The organism is Pigmentiphaga soli (assembly GCF_039541095.1).
In the GTDB taxonomy this organism is placed as follows: Bacteria; Pseudomonadota; Gammaproteobacteria; order Burkholderiales; family Burkholderiaceae_B; genus Pigmentiphaga; species Pigmentiphaga soli.
This window is the reverse complement of sequence record NZ_BAABFO010000015.1, coordinates 104142-118635: the sequence shown is the minus strand read 5'-3', so window position 1 is coordinate 118635 and position 14494 is coordinate 104142. Positions and strand designations below refer to the sequence as shown.

Sequence of the window (14494 nt, the reverse complement as noted above, 5' to 3'; positions counted from 1 at the left end):
GCAGCAGCCAAGACAGAAACTATAGCACAGCTTTTTCGGGCCGTGCAAATGGATCGTCGCCGCTTCAATCGGCCCGCAGGCCGATGCGCCGGGTCAGCGCGCCGAAGCGGTCGATGTCGCCTTCCACCATGCCCTTGAACTCTGCCGGCGTGCTGGCGGCGGGGTTGAAGCCGGCCTGCAGCAACTGCTCGCGGAACGCCGGGCGTTCGATGATGCGGCGTACGTCTCTATTGAGTTTCGCCACGACGGCTTCCGGGGTGCGCGCGGGCGCCAGGAAGCCATGCCACTGGTCGAGCTCGTAGCCGGGCACGCCCTGTTCGGCCACGGTGGGCACGTCGGGCAGCAATGGGGAACGGGTCTTCGACGTGATCGCCAGCGCGCGCAGTTTGCCGGACTGCAGGAATTGCGACGCGCTGGAAGCGGTGACGATGGCGGAGGCGACCTGGCCGCCCAGCACGTCGTTCAAGGCCGGGCCGCATCCCTTATAGGGGATGTGCTGCACCTTGGACGAGGTGGCCTGGTTCAGCATCTCGCCGGCCAGGTGTTGCGGCGTGCCGTTGCCGCAGGAGGCGTAGGTCAGCGCGGCGCCGGTGCGCGAGGCCGCCAGGAATTCCGGCAGGTTGCGATAGGGCGAGTCGGCGCGCACCGCGAGCACCGATGGCGCGAAGGCCATATTGATGACCGGAGCGAAGTCGGCCTTGGGGTCGAAGCCCAGGTGGCTGAATACGCCAGGGTTGATGGCGAACGAGCTGTTCACCATCAACAGGGTGTAGCCGTCGGGGGCGCTTTCGGCCACCATGCGGGCGCCGATGTTGCCGCTGGCGCCGGCGCGGTTCTCGATCAGCACGGGCTGGCCGACCGCCGACGACAGTTCGGCGCCCACGCGGCGCGCCAGCAGGTCGGTACCGCCGCCCGGCGGGAAGGTGACGATGATGGTGATGGGCCGGGCGGGATAGGCCGTGCCGACCGTATTGGCGGCGCCGGCGCCCGCGGCGTCCATCGCGCCGGCTGTGCCGGTCCCGGCGCTTGCAACGGCGACGGCGGTCGCGGCGAAAAAGGCTGGCGCGGCCAGGCAGGCTGCGCGGACGGCCAGGTTCTGGATGGCGAAGCTTTTCATGGGGATCCCTCCGCTTACGCCGCCCGATGGTCCAGCCCGATGTCGAGCACGCCCACGCTGTGGGTCAGCCAGCCGATCGAGATCAGGTCGACGCCGGTCTGCGCCACGGCCGGCGCGGTCTGCGGCGTGATCCGGCCCGAGGCTTCGGTGACGGCGCGGCCATCGACGCGGCGCACGGCTTCGCGCATGGTGTCGACGCTCATGTTGTCGAGCAGGACGGCGTCGACGCCGAGCGCCAGGGCCTGGTCGAGCTGCTCCAGCGTGTCCACCTCCAGCTCGATCTTCACCAGATGCCCCACGCCCGCCCGGGCGCGCGCCACGGCCGCGGCCACGCCGCCGGCGATGGCCACGTGGTTGTCCTTGATCAGCACCGCGTCGTCGAGTCCGAAGCGATGGTTGGCGCCGCCGCCGACCCGCACCGCGTATTTCTGGACGATCCGCATGCCGGGCATGGTCTTGCGGGTGCAGACGATGCGCGCGCGGGCATCGCCGATCGCGGCGACGATGGCGGCGGTGGACGACGCAATCCCGCTCATATGGCACAGGAAGTTCAGCGCGGTGCGCTCGGCCGTCAGCATTCCGCGCGACGGCCCCTGGATGGTGGCGATGACTTCGCCCTTGTCGATGCGGCTGCCCTCGGGCCTGGCGACCTCGATCCGGATGGCGGGGTCGACCAGTTCGAAGGCCAGCCGCGCCAGGTCCAGCCCGGCCACGACGCCCGGCTGGCGCGCGACCAGCGCGGTCTTGCCGACGTGGCCCGGCGGCACGATCGCATTGGTAGTCAGATCCCCTGCGCGGCCGAGGTCTTCCAGCAGCGCGTTTCTCACCAGCGGTTCGATCAGCACGCGCGGCAGCGGGGCCACGCCCCACTCTTGCTCCTGCGCGCCGGTCACGTCATGTCGTGGGCTATCCATATTATGCTCAAGTTGAGTATTTATTGGCCAAAAAAACGGCGGACGATGTGTCCGGCGTAATTATGCTAAAGATGAGCATAAGCTGTGTCAACCGCTTTCGCGATCCAGCATCCGGGAGGCGCGGACCGGCCGGTCCGGAATCAGCCGCGCGCCAGCGGCAGCTTGCTGCCGGCCCACGCGCGTTCCAGCAGCACGTCGCCGCGGAAACGGAACAGCTTGGCCGGCCGGCCCGCCATTTCGGTGGACAGGGCACCGGTCTCCTCCACCAGCGCCTGCTGTTCGATCAGGCGGCGGAAGTTCTGCTTGTGCAGCGAGCGCCCCGCCAGCGCCTCCACCGCCTGCTGCAACTGCAGCAGCGTGAAGCTGGCCGGCATCAGCTCGAATACCACCGGGCGGTATTTGATCTTGGCGCGCAGGCGCGCGATGCCGGTGGCCAGGATGCGGCGATGGTCGTGGCGCATCGGTTCGCCCGGCGCGTAGGGACCCGGGCCGCCGCCGCGCCGGGCGGCCTCCGGCACCAGGCCGGACTCGAACAGCAGTTCGTAGCGCTGCAGCACCAGTTCTTCGTTCCATGGGCGGCCGTCGAGGCCGAAACAGACGTCGACGCGCTGGGCCCTGGCCCGGCGCTGCGCGGCGGGCGCCTTGGCGATCCAGGCGCGCAGCGCGCTGGCCACGGACGGGTCGAGCTGGGCGGCCGCGTCGCGCCGGTCTTCCCATGGGAAATAGCGATACCAGCCGCGCCAGGCGGCATCGGCGCCCGACACCGGACCCTGCCGCGTCAGCGCCAGGTAGCTGATCGAGATGACGCGCTGCTCTTCGCTTTCTTCGGTGCGGCCGCGGTCGGCGAAGGTGTAAAGCTGCTCGACATAGCCGAGCGGATGGTGGGTCTGTTCCTCCACCCAGGCCCGCAGCCCCGCCTGCAGCGAGCGGTGGCCGGACTCGAACGGCCCCGACGGCAGCATGCGCCCGTCGTGGGTGGTGAGGACCAGCGGTTCGGAGTCGGTAACGGCCACCAGCACGGCGACCAGGTCGGCGGCCAGCGGCGGGGAGGCGGGAGTCAAGGCAGGCGGCTCTGGGGAAGCGGCACGGCGGCGACCGGATCGTCTGTCGTTGCGGCCGGCCTATTTGTGCAGGTCGCTCCAGTCGGCCAGCGCGGCGGCCGAGACGGCGGCGGCCCAGACCATGGCCACGCCCACGTAGGCCATCGAGCTGACCGTGGGCCGGGTAAGAACGTAATAGGTGCAGCCGAACGCGGCCACGAACAGCCACGGCGCCCGCCGGCGGGCGTAGGACGCCCTGGTGTCATTCGGCTTGCGCCGGGGATCCTGGAAAAGTCCCATGGTTGCCTCCTTGCATACGGCGGAGGCAATTCTAACCCGTTCGCGCCGGCTGGCCGCGCGTGGCTAGCACATGCTGCCGCTGATGGCGTGCAGATGCCTGACCAGCGCCTGCACGCCCACCGACGGCAGCGCGTCGGCCCGCATATGGACGCCGACCGGCACCGCGCGGCGGTCGATGTCGAGCGGCAGCGTGGTCAGCAGCCCGGCGGCTTCCTCGATGCGGATGCCGCGCCGCGAGGTCAGCGCCACCCGGTCGCTGTCCAGCAACAGCGCACGCAGCGTCAGCAGCGAATCGGACTCGACCTGGTGCGGGCCGATCTCCAGCCCCGCCGCCGAGGTGACCGCGTCGAAGCAGCGGCGCGCCGGCGTGCCCTGGCGCGGCACGACCCATTCGACGCCGGCCAGGTCGTTCAGCGACAGGTCGGGCTTGGCGGCCAGTTCATGATCCTTGCGGACCACCAGCGCCAGGTCGTCCTGGAAGAGATGGTCCTGGATGACCTCGCCCATGGTCGGGTGGTTCAGGCCGCCGACGATGAGATCGATATCGCCGCACAGCAGCCCGTGGATCAGCGACTGATACGTACCTTCGACCATGACGACCTGCAGGCTGGGATGTTCCTTGAGCAGCATGTTGACGGCGCGCGCCATCAGCGGCGCGCCGGCCAGCGGCAGCACGCCCACCACCACGTGCCCCATGATCATGCCGACCTTGGCCGCGATGTCGTTGCTGGCGGCCTCGATCTCGGAGAACACCAGCTTGGCGCGGCGCAGGAGGATTTCGCCGAACGAGGTGGCGACCATGCCGCGCGTGGTGCGCACGAACAGCGACTCGCCCACCAGGCGTTCCAGGTCGCGCAGCGCCTGCGTCACGGCCGGCTGCGACAAGGCCAGCTGTTGCGCCGCTCCGGTTTCGGTCCTACAGGATGCGATGCCCAGGAAGGCCGACAGCTGGCGGTGCGTGACCTTGGCGCTGAAGCCGTTGGCCTGCCGTAACGCGCCGGCCTGCGCATGGGCGGCGATCAGTTCCTGTTCGGCCACGTCGAGCTGCGCCAGCGCGCGACGCACGCGCTCGGCCAGGATGGCGCCGAATTCCGTGGGCACCATGCCGCGCCGGGTGCGCTCGAACAGGACCAGGCCCAGCTGCCGTTCGAGTTCCTGCACCGCTCGCGTCAGCGATGACTGCGTAAGGTGCAGTTTTTCGGCCGCGCGCTGCACGGTGCCGCATTCGCTGATGGCCTGGTAGGCCCGCAGGCGCCGCAGGTTGGGCTCGATGCGGAACAGCAGGCCTTCGGCGGCGCCCTCTTCGTTGGAAGCGGACTCGAGCACGTCCAGCTCCGCATCCCGGGCCGCCAGCACTTCGCCGGCGCGCGGGCGCGCCTGCCCGGCTTGGGACGGGCCCGCGCCGTTCCTGGGTGTCGCGGCTGTACCAGCCGCCCGGAATTCGCCCATCTGCATGCCTTGCTCCAAGATCTACGCGACCGCCGAATGATGATATTTCAATTTTTTGCGTCGCAAAAGATGGCATATCGGTTACATGCCCTAATGCGGCAAAATACCCACGCCGGCGGCATGGCGGGTTTCCTGGAAACTTTCTTTATGCCTTTTGTCAGCCGCGGCGAAGCCGGGGAAATGCTTATATTCCACTTTAAGTTAGCGCATGCACTCATATAAACCAGCGTCTTTTCTTGCTTGATACGGTAACCGTTATCGATGATGCACAGCCATCGATGACCAAGCAACGATTTCGTTGCCGATTACTATAAAAATTCTGCAGCGACCAAAAGAAAAAAGAAATTGGCGACGTCCGTTGCCAGCGCCAAAATCTGCGAAGACGCGCCAGCACGCCACCGCGATATGCGCGGAATCTGGCCGGGATTATCCCGGCCATTTACAAGCGATATGGCGCGATTATCCATCGCAAGGCAGCCATACTGCCGGCCGGGCAGCGGCGCGGCCCGGTTCCCGTCTGGAATCCCATGCCCCATCAAAGTGCTTCCCCGGTCATGCGCATAGGCGTGGCCGGCCTGGGCTCGGGCGCCGTCAACGCGCTCGTGGCCACGCCCGGCCTGACCAGCCATCCCCACATACGCCTGGCGGCCGCGGCCGACGTGCGGCCCGAAGCGCGCGACGCCTTCGCCTTGCGCTACGGCGGCCGCGTCTACGACAGCGTCGAGGCGATGTGCGCCAGCGACGACATCGATGCCGTCTACATCCTCACGCCGGGGGCGCTGCACGCCGAGCACGCCATCATGGCCGCCGAACATGGCAAGCAGGTGCTGGCCGACAAGCCGATGGCGCTGACGATGGAAGACTGCGACGCCATGATCGAGGCCGCCGACCGCAACGGCGTGCGGCTGCTGGTCGGGCACTCGCAGAGCCTGGACGCCGGCATCCTGAAGATGATGGAGATCATCCGCGGCGGCGAGCTGGGGCGGCCCATCATGATTTCGTCCAGCTACTACAACGAGTGGCTGTACCGGCCCCGCAGCCGCGAGGAACTCGACCCCGCCACGCTGGAAGGCAATCTCGTGCTGCGCCAGGGCGCGGTGCAGCTCGACATCGTGCGGCTGCTGGGCGGCGGCATGGTGCGCAGCGTGCGCGGCACCACCGTGCTGGCCGACCCGGCGCGCAAGATCGAGGGCGCCTATTCGGGCTACCTCGAATTCGAGGACGGCACGCCGGCCATCGTCGCGTTCGACGCCCACGGTCATTTCGACAGCGCCGAGCTGACCTTCGGCCTGGGCCTGTACGGCCGGCCGCGTGGCCGCCAGAGCAACCTGGGCGCGCACCGCCAGGCGCGGAGCTTCGCCACCCTGGAAGAAGAGTACGCGTACAAGAACGAAACGCGGCTGGGCGGCTCGCGCACGCGGCCGGGGCCCGACGCGCCGCTGGACAAACACCAGTTCTTCGGCCTGACCATCGTCAGCTGCGAGCGCGGCGCGATCCGCCAGACGCCGGAAGGCGTGCGGGTCTACGGCCGCGACGAATGGCGCGACGTGGCGGTGCCGCCCAGCATGTACACCGAGGTCGAGCTCGACATCATGTACCGCGCCTGGGCCAACGACGCGCCGCTGGAACAGTGCGACGGCCTCTGGGGCAAGGCCACCACCGAGGTCTGCCTGGGCCTGCTGCGCTCGGCCGCCGAAAAGCGCGAAGTGCCGATGCGGCACCAGGTGGCGCTGCCGGCCGACCGCGCCGCGCGCAAGAGCTGATCGTTCCGGGCGGCGAGCCGCCCGGAGGCGCCGCATCAGAAGCTGTGCGACATGCCGATGGCGATCTGGCGGATATCGGCGCCCGGATCGGCCTTGCCAGCCGCGCTGGTGTTGGAAAACGTAGCCAGCGAGTTGTTGTTGAGCTGCGAGGCGATCACGAACACCATCGTGCGCTTGGACAGCGCATACGAAGCACCGATGTTGTAAACGTGAGCGCCCAGCCCGGCGGTGCTGCAGCCCACGCCGCCCATCAGTTCGCAGCTGCCGGCGGTGGCTTCGCCGTACGAAGCCTGCAGCGTCCACGGGCCGATCTTGTGCTGGCCGATCAGCGACCAGGAAATCCGCTTGTACTTCTCGAAATCGCCGATCGGCCCGCCGGATTCCTTCCATTGCAGGCTGGCGATGTCGAATTCGGCGGTGGTCGACTTGGTGAAGCCGTAGCGGGCCGTGAAGCGGGTGGCCTGGTCGCGCGATTGCTTGCCGGTCAGCGAACGCTGCGCAGCCGTCGGCATGTTGCGCGAGCCGCCGTACAGATCGTCGTGGATCTCATGCGCAAGGGCGACGTACAGCGAACCGCTCTGGTACTTGAGGCCAGCCGAGATCTGGCTGCCCGACGACGAATCGTTGGGCACCTCGCCGAACGCATACTGGCCCAGCAGCTGGAAGCCGTAGAACTTCGGCGACTCGTACAGCACGCTGTTGTTGGCACGCCCGTGGAAGTTGGATGTGGTATTGGCGCCGAAGCCCTGGTACGACAGGATCGTCGTCACGCCCGGGAAGTTGCCGCTGCCGATGCCAAGCATGTCCAACTGGTCGCCCAAGGTCTTGTAGACCGTGTCCATGCGGCCGAAACTGAACGAACCGAAATTGCCAGACAGGCCGACCAGCGACGCGCGGTTCCAGAAATTGGTGGAACTGACCGAGCCATCGTCTACGCCAAGCTGCATTTCCAGCTTGAAGAACGCCTTCATGTCGTTGCCGAGGCTTTCGACGCCGCGGAAACCGAGCCGCGAATTGCTCGACTCCATCGCGGTGCCGTGCCGGCTCGGCGCGCCGTTTGAAACGCTCAGCGAATTCGCCGAGCCCACCGGGGTGGCGCTGGAAATATCGTAGTTGTTAATCTGCGGATAAAGCTTCCCGTAGACCGTCACGCTGCTCTGGGCATGTGCCATAAACGGCAGACACAACGCAGCGCAGGCCGCAGCCGCGCCGACGATTCTGCTTGTTTGTTGATGCACCGCTATTCTCCTGGTTGAAAATGAAACCCTTGACGCCTTGTCTCCCCCCTCGGCGCCTCGAGCGGCAACGAGAACCGGGATTCGCCAGGCAAAACCATCCCCCGGCCCCCGCGCGAACGAATCGCGGCCCGGTTTCCGATAATCACGGCGATACCCTTCGGAGCACGCCCCCCTGCTTCGCCAGGAAATGCCGCCTCTGGCGCGCGGTTATTCCTGCGTCATTTCATTTTGTGGCGCACCCTTGAGCCCGAATAGTTCTTTTTTTTGGGAGAATGTGCGGAATTCTTATAGATTCATTTTCGCGACATCGGCGGCCGCTGCCCGCCGGCGATAATTCCCGGCGACTTGCACGATAATGTGCGCCGCACGGCCATAACCGTGCGGCGCGTGCGCGAAAATGGGGCGTATTTACCGCGTGCGGCGGCGCGGATTAATCCGCCGCCGCCACCTGGTGCGCGAGCCGGATTTCCCGGCGTTCGCGCGAAGACTGCATGATGGCCAGGCACACTTCCAGCGTGGCCATGCCCCACGGTCCGGAATGCCGCACCGGGCGATCCAGCACCACGGCGGCGTACAGTTCTTCCAGTTCGGCGATGCGGCCGGCCTTGGGGTCGGCGCTGCCGGTCAGCGGCACGTCGCGCGTGCCGCCGTCGTCGTGCACGTAGATGCCGAACCGCGACTGGCGCAGGTCGCCCCTTTCGCACGACGCGATCAGGATGCCGAGGTCGTTCGGCGTCCAGGACTGCGGGCCGTCCGCCACGGCGGGCGGCCGTTCGTGCGCGCCGCCGATCCGCATCTGGTCTTTGGCGTTCGATTCGTCGGCATTGCCGGCCGACAGGCCGCGGCGCACCGCGATCCGCTGTTCGGGCGAGTAGTGATGGTTCTGGCTGCCCCACGGCACCAGTTCGGCCGCCACGAAATAGCCGTAGCCGTTGTGCACCAGGGTGGCGGGAAGGCCGTCTTCGAACTCCATGAAGGCCGAGTAGTAGCCCGGAATCGGGCGGCCGGCGAACCATTGGCCGACCGCGCCGCGCACGCTGCGCACCAGGCCGCCGCCTAGCAGCCGCAGCGTGTCGACCTGATGCGGCCCCTGGCGGAACGGCACGCCGCCCCCCTGGGCGATGTCGAGTTCCTCGGCCGTGCGCGGCCGCAGCATCCAGTCGGAATAGGCCCACACGTTCAGCGCGCACAGCTTGCCGACCTCGCCCGAGCGGATGATCCGCCGCATGGTCTGCACGTGCGGCAGGAAGCTCTGGGTGTGGCCGCAGATGAGTTTGACGCCGTTGCGGATCGAGGCCTCGATCATCCGCTCGGCCTCCTGCATCGAGATCGCCATCGGCTTTTCGACCACCACGTGCTTGCCGTGCTCGGCGGCGATGATGGCGTGCTCGGCGTGGAAGCGGTTGGGCGTGGCGATCCACACGGCCTCGACCTCGGGATCGGCGCACAGTTTCTCGACGCTGTCGTAGGTACGGCCGCCGTAGCGGGTGCGGAAGGCCTCGAGGATGCGCGGGTTGATGTCGGCGGCCGCCGTCATCTCGATGTGTCCCATCGCTTCCATCGAGGGCAGCATCTCGGCGGCGCCGACGCCGACGCCGGCAATGCCCAGTTTCAGAACGCGGCCAGCCGGCGCCGCCTTACCCTGCGATTCCATTTCATCCAGCCTTCTTGAGAATCACGTCTTCGAACGTCTTGCGCCACGCGTCATTCATGTCGATCGCCTGGCCTGGGTCGACGAAATGCAGCGGCTGCCTGGTATAGGGGGAATCGAAGTTCTTCAGCACCGGGATCGCGCCGGCGGCGGCGATCAGCTTCTGGCCTTCTTCGCTCAGCATGAAGTCGTAGAACAGCAGCGCGGCGTTCGGATGCGGCGCGCGCGCGTGCATGCCCAGCGTGTCGAACTGCGCGACCGACGGCGGCAGCGGCAGGGCGGCGATCGGCGCGCCCTTCTTCTGCAGCGGTCCGATGTTCCAGTCGTACAGCGTCAGCGACACCGGCACCTCGCCCGAGGCCACCAGGTTGGCCAGCTGCGAATGGCCGCGGCGCACGGAAATGCCGTTGGTGTCGACGATCTTGCCGAACAGCTGGCGCGCCTTGTCTTCGCCCATCGCCTTGGACAGCGTGGCGAACCAGTGCTGGTTGTTGCCCTCGATGCCCAGCTTGCCCTTCCACTTCGGGTCGAGGAAACCTTCGTAGCTGGCCGGCACGTCTTCCTTCTTCACGACCTGCGTGTTGTAGGCGGAGATGAAGACGTTGATCTTGGTGCCCACCCAGTCGTGGTGCGCCTGCACCGCCTCGGGAATGATGTTGGCGTAATTGGGCGATATCACGGGCTGCAGCAGATGCTCGCGGTGCAGCGCCTCGTTCTCCTGCGCGCTGTTCTGGATCAGGTCGACCTCGAAGCGGTTGCCGCGCGATTCGGTCAGCACCCGCTGCAGCACGCCTTCCGAACTCGAACGCCAGGCCTGCACCTTGATGCCGTATTTCCTGGTGAAGGCATCGGTCAGGCTGCTGAGGTTCGGGAAGATGTAGTAGATGGAGACCGCGCCTTCCTTCTTGGCAGCCTCGAGCAGGCGCGCCTCGCGGTCAGGGCCCTGGTACCGGGCCAGGCTGTCGGCGGCGCCCGCCGGCGACGCCATCAGGGCGAACAACGGGCAGGCCAGCGCGGCGGCGGCCGCGGCTTTCAGAATCTTCTTCATTGCAGTTCCCCATGATGCGGCGCGCCACCCGGCGCATGAATTCCTCACATGCCCGGGATGTCGAACTTCGACATCCTCACCTCGAAGCCGTTTTCGCGGGCGGCCTGGTCGTACAGCTGCGCGATCAGCGGGAACTGGTCTTCGTATTCGATCTGGTTGCCGCCGTCCTTCACGCTGGTCTCGCCGCCGCCCTCGTTGAGCTCGCGCTTGTTGGCGAGGAAGGGATAGCGCATGCTGCCGAAGATGGTGGCCAGGTAGCGCGAGGGCGTGGGCCCGGCGTTGAAGTGCTGGTGGAACATATTGTTCAGCGGGGCGAACACCACGCCGTGGCTCCAGTCCACGCGGATCATGTCTTCCTCGCCCTTGTACCAGCCGAGCGAATAGCCCTTGCCGGTCACGCACATCACGTGCGCGCCCGGGTCGTGGCGGTGCGCCTTCTTGTACGTTCCCACCGGCATTTCCGAGCTGTGCACGTGCATCAGGCTGTCGGCCATGATCAGCTTGATGTTGGTGCTGTTCATGCCGCGCGCCGCCCAGGCCTTGAGTTCGAGCGCCTTCAGGTCGGGCACGAAATTGGTTTCCCACATGTTCTGGCCGGGGCGGATCTCGATATAGTCGCCTTCGCCGTTGAAGTAGCGGTCCTGGCCCAGCCGTTCCGGGAACTGGTAGTCGTTCTCGAAAACGAAGGCCTCGCTGTGGAACATGTTGAGCGTGGTGGGCGCCGTGGTGCTGCACGCCAGCCGCGCGGTTTCCGTGCCGCTGCCGTTGAAGTGCTGGTAGCGCGCGTTCAGCGGGATCGCGAACAGGCTGCTCGGGCCCCATTCGAAGCTGTACTTGCGGCCGTCGGCCGTCCAGATGGTGGTGCTGCCGCGGCCCGCCAGCACGTAGATGGTTTCCTCGTACAGGTGGTGCACCGGCGTGCTCGACTTGCCAGGCTTCAAGTCCATCACGAAGATCGACATGAAATCGCCGCGGCCCTTCAGGTGCACCGCCACGCCGTCCATGCCGAAGCGCGGCCAGGGCTTGGTCTCGACCTCGAACATGTTGCAGCCGAAGTCTTCGTATACCGCAGCGCCTTCCCGCTCGATCCACTCCAGGTAGGGATCGCGCATGATGCGGAACGGGTCGAGATCCGCGGGGATCTTGTTCTCCAGCGTCGGATTCGCGAGTGGCTGATTCATTGGCTTACCTCTTCTTCATTCCGGGGATGTCGAACTTCGACATCTTGACTTCGAAGCCGTTTTCGCGGGCGGACTCTTCGTACATCTGCGCGATCAGCGGGAACTGGTCTTCGTATTCGATCTGGTTGCCGCCTTCCTTCACGCTGGTGTCGACGCCGCTCTGGTTCAGCTCGCGCTTGTTGGTCAGGAAGGGATAGCGCAGGCTGCCGAAGATGGTGGCCAGGTAGCGCGCGGGCATCGGCCCGGCGTTGAAGTGCTGGTGGAACATGTTGTTCATCGGGGCGAACACCACGCCGTGGGTCCAGTCGACTCGGATCAGGTCGCTCTCGTCCTTGAACCAGCCCAGCGAATAGCCCTTGCCGGTCACGCACATCACGTGCGCGCCCGGGTCGTGGCGGTGCGCCTTCTTGTAGGTGCCCACCGGCATTTCCGAGCTGTGCACGTGCATGACGCTGTCGGCCATCATCAGCATGATGTTGGTGCTGCCCACGCCGCGCGCGGCCCAGTCGGTCAGCTCTAGCGAGGCCAGGTCGGGCACGAAATTGGTTTCCCAGATGTTCTGGCCCGGCTTGATCGGGATGTAGTCGCCGTCGCCGTCGAAGTAGCGGTCCTGCCCCATCCGCTCGGGAAAGTGCCACGGGTTGTCGAAGATGAAGTTCTCGTTGTAGAACATGTTCATCGAGCCGGGCGCCGTGGTGCTGCAGGCCAGCCGCGCGGTATCGCGGCCACTGCCGTTGAAATGCTGGTAGCGCGCGTTCAGCGGGATCGCGAACAGGCTGCCGGGGCCCCATTCGAAGCTGTACTTGCGGCCGTCGGCGGCCTCGATGGTGGTGCTGCCGCGGCCCGCCAGCACGTAGATGGTTTCTTCGTACAGGTGGCGCACCGGCGTGCTGGACTTGCCGGGCTTCAAGTCCATCACGAAGATCGACATGAAATCGCCGCGGCCCTTCAGGTGCACCGCCACGCCGTCCATGCCGAAACGCGGCCAAGGTTTGGTCTCGACCTCGAACATGTTGCAGCCGAAGTCCTCGAACACCGCCGCGCCTTCCCGCTCGATCCATTCCAGGTAGGGGTCGCGCAGGATCTTGTAGGGATCGCGCGCGGCCGGCGTCTTGGCCTCATTCGAATTGCTCATGTGCATGCCTCGTGAAATTGACGAATCGCGGCGACCGGGCTTCAGCGGCCCGCCGAGAAAAGCAGGGATTTGATGACGACGGGCACCACGGCCGCGGGCATCACCATCTTGCCGATGTCGACGTAGTCGAGCTCCTGCAGCTGCACGCCGTCGATCGCGATGACCGGCCGCGCCACGCCCACCTCCTCTTCGAGGATCATGCCCAGCGTGCGCGCCACGTCGCCGTCCACCATCAGCACGACCGGCAACTCGCTGCCGGCGCCCAGCGCCGCAGCCAGGCCGTCGACCAGGTTGCGCAGCCGCTGGTAATGCGGGTCGCCGTGCCAGGCGATGGCGATGGCGATCGTCTGGCCGGCGTCCAGGTCCATGCGTTGCAAGGCGCCCAGCACCTCGGTCCGCACCAGCCCGGGATCGAAATCGCCGTCTTTGGGCAGCGCCGGGAACACGACCGGCACGTTGTGCAGCGGCAGCTCGGCGCGAGGCGAGATATGGATGGTCTTGCCGCTGACCTGCACCGTGAACTGCGAGGCGCCGATGACCGTGGCGCGGATGCCGTGTCCGGGGTCGATCATCGCCGCGGGGATGCGGTCCTGGACGAAGGCCGCCGTGATGCGGTCGGCCAGCGGCCTGGCGATGTCGCCGAAGGTTTGCGGCTCGCGCCCGAACAGGTATTCCGACACCCCGCCGGAGAAGGTGATCCAGTGCGGCCTGGCGAAGGCCGCCGGCAGCTCGGTCAGCATCAGCGACTGCGCGAAGGCCGAGGGCGGCGCGCCGCGCATGAAATCGATGACCACCTCGGACAGCAGGTCGGAAATGCGCGCCACGTCGGCATCGCCGGCGGGCTGGCCCAGGCGCAGCGGCAGGCCAAGGTGCTCGGCGGCCATCCGCGCGCTGTCTTCCATGCGGGTGACCACGCCACCGGCATCGCGCACCAGCAGCCGGCCGCCCACGGCGACGGCGTAGGTCGCGCGCAGCACGCCTTTTTCGATCAGGCCGAACTTGGTCGTGCCGCCGCCGATGTCGACGTTCAGCACCGTGCGGTGAGTGCGTCGCGACAGCGCCACCGAGCCCGAGCCGTGCGAGGCCAGCGTGCACTCCAGGTGATGGCCGGCCGAGGCGCATACGAACTTCCCGGTCTCGTCGGCGAACAGTTCGGCGATGGCCCGCGCGTTGCTGCGCTTGATCGCCTCGCCGGTCAGGATCACCGCGCCGCTGTCGACGGCGTCGCGCGCCAGCCCCGCTTCGCGGTAGGCGTCGTCGATGAAAGCCTTGAGCTTGCCGGCATCGATGGTGTTGTCCGGCAGGAAGGGGGTGAGCAGGATCGGCGATTTCCACAAGACCGTGCGGTTCACCACCACGTAGGCGCTCGACAGCATCTGCGCCTTGCGCTGCAGGTGCACCTTGGCGAACATCAGGTGGGAGGTGGAACTGCCGATGTCGATGCCGACGGTGGTCAGCTCGACGTTGTCGAGCGTCCAGATGAAATCGTCGACCGCCTCCTTCTCCTCGTCGGTCATGTCGTGGAAATGCTCCTGCCCGAAGCCTTCGTGGAGGAAGGGCTGCGGGAGGCGCGATCCGCCGGCAGGCGCGGACAGGCCCGCTTGGGGCCCGCCCGGCATGGTCGGCGTGGCGGCGTCGGACATATCGGTCTCGCAATA

Annotated in this window: 12 protein-coding genes; 1 reads left to right on the top strand and 11 read right to left on the bottom strand. The window is 66.8% G+C overall.

Annotated elements, in window-relative coordinates:
- Positions 1-64: 64 nt before the first annotated feature.
- The 5 genes from ABD927_RS15965 to ABD927_RS15945 form a co-directional block, all read right to left on the bottom strand.
- On the bottom strand, positions 65-1072 hold the full coding sequence (locus tag ABD927_RS15965) for a tripartite tricarboxylate transporter substrate binding protein (protein ID WP_425570274.1): 1008 nt from the start codon (positions 1070-1072) through the stop codon (positions 65-67).
- A gap of 59 nt (positions 1073-1131) precedes the next feature.
- The gene (gene nadC, locus ABD927_RS15960; protein ID WP_345250824.1) at positions 1132-2031 is read right to left on the bottom strand and encodes a carboxylating nicotinate-nucleotide diphosphorylase; all 900 of its coding nucleotides are present in this window, start codon (positions 2029-2031) and stop codon (positions 1132-1134) included.
- A gap of 140 nt (positions 2032-2171) precedes the next feature.
- Entirely contained in the window at positions 2172-3092 is a 921-nt protein-coding gene (locus ABD927_RS15955) for an NUDIX hydrolase (RefSeq protein ID WP_345250823.1), read from the bottom strand.
- 60 nt (positions 3093-3152) lie between these two features.
- A complete protein-coding gene (locus tag ABD927_RS15950; RefSeq protein WP_345250822.1) occupies positions 3153-3371 on the bottom strand; it encodes a hypothetical protein in 219 nt (72 codons plus the stop codon).
- A 63-nt stretch (positions 3372-3434) separates the two neighbouring features.
- Positions 3435-4697 carry a LysR family transcriptional regulator gene (locus tag ABD927_RS15945; protein ID WP_345250821.1) on the bottom strand — a complete coding sequence of 421 codons (1263 nt, stop codon included), beginning with the start codon at positions 4695-4697 and terminating at the stop codon, positions 3435-3437.
- 650 nt (positions 4698-5347) lie between these two features.
- On the opposite strand from ABD927_RS15945, the gene ABD927_RS15940 reads away from it, so the two are divergent.
- Positions 5348-6583 carry a Gfo/Idh/MocA family protein gene (locus tag ABD927_RS15940; protein WP_345250820.1) on the top strand — a complete coding sequence of 412 codons (1236 nt, stop codon included), beginning with the start codon at positions 5348-5350 and terminating at the stop codon, positions 6581-6583.
- A 35-nt stretch (positions 6584-6618) separates the two neighbouring features.
- Here the strand turns inward: ABD927_RS15940 and ABD927_RS15935 are convergent, their stop codons facing one another.
- From ABD927_RS15935 to ABD927_RS15910, 6 genes are all read right to left on the bottom strand, one after another.
- A complete protein-coding gene (locus ABD927_RS15935; protein ID WP_345250819.1) occupies positions 6619-7821 on the bottom strand; it encodes a porin in 1203 nt (400 codons plus the stop codon).
- A gap of 430 nt (positions 7822-8251) precedes the next feature.
- Complete coding sequence (locus tag ABD927_RS15930; protein ID WP_345250818.1) at positions 8252-9475, bottom strand: Gfo/Idh/MocA family protein; 1224 nt, start codon at positions 9473-9475, stop codon at positions 8252-8254.
- Position 9476: 1 nt separating this feature from the next.
- Positions 9477-10520 carry an ABC transporter substrate-binding protein gene (locus ABD927_RS15925; protein WP_345250817.1) on the bottom strand — a complete coding sequence of 348 codons (1044 nt, stop codon included), beginning with the start codon at positions 10518-10520 and terminating at the stop codon, positions 9477-9479.
- A gap of 44 nt (positions 10521-10564) precedes the next feature.
- Positions 10565-11701 (bottom strand): cupin domain-containing protein, encoded by a 1137-nt coding sequence (locus ABD927_RS15920; protein WP_345250816.1) that lies wholly within the window; start codon positions 11699-11701, stop codon positions 10565-10567.
- Between the two features lie 4 nt (positions 11702-11705).
- Positions 11706-12836: a cupin domain-containing protein gene (locus ABD927_RS15915; protein ID WP_345250815.1), complete on the bottom strand. Its 1131-nt coding sequence runs from the start codon at positions 12834-12836 to the stop codon at positions 11706-11708.
- Positions 12837-12877: 41 nt separating this feature from the next.
- The gene (locus ABD927_RS15910; RefSeq protein WP_345250814.1) at positions 12878-14479 is read right to left on the bottom strand and encodes an ethanolamine ammonia-lyase reactivating factor EutA; all 1602 of its coding nucleotides are present in this window, start codon (positions 14477-14479) and stop codon (positions 12878-12880) included.
- Between the last annotated feature and the right edge of the window lie 15 nt (positions 14480-14494).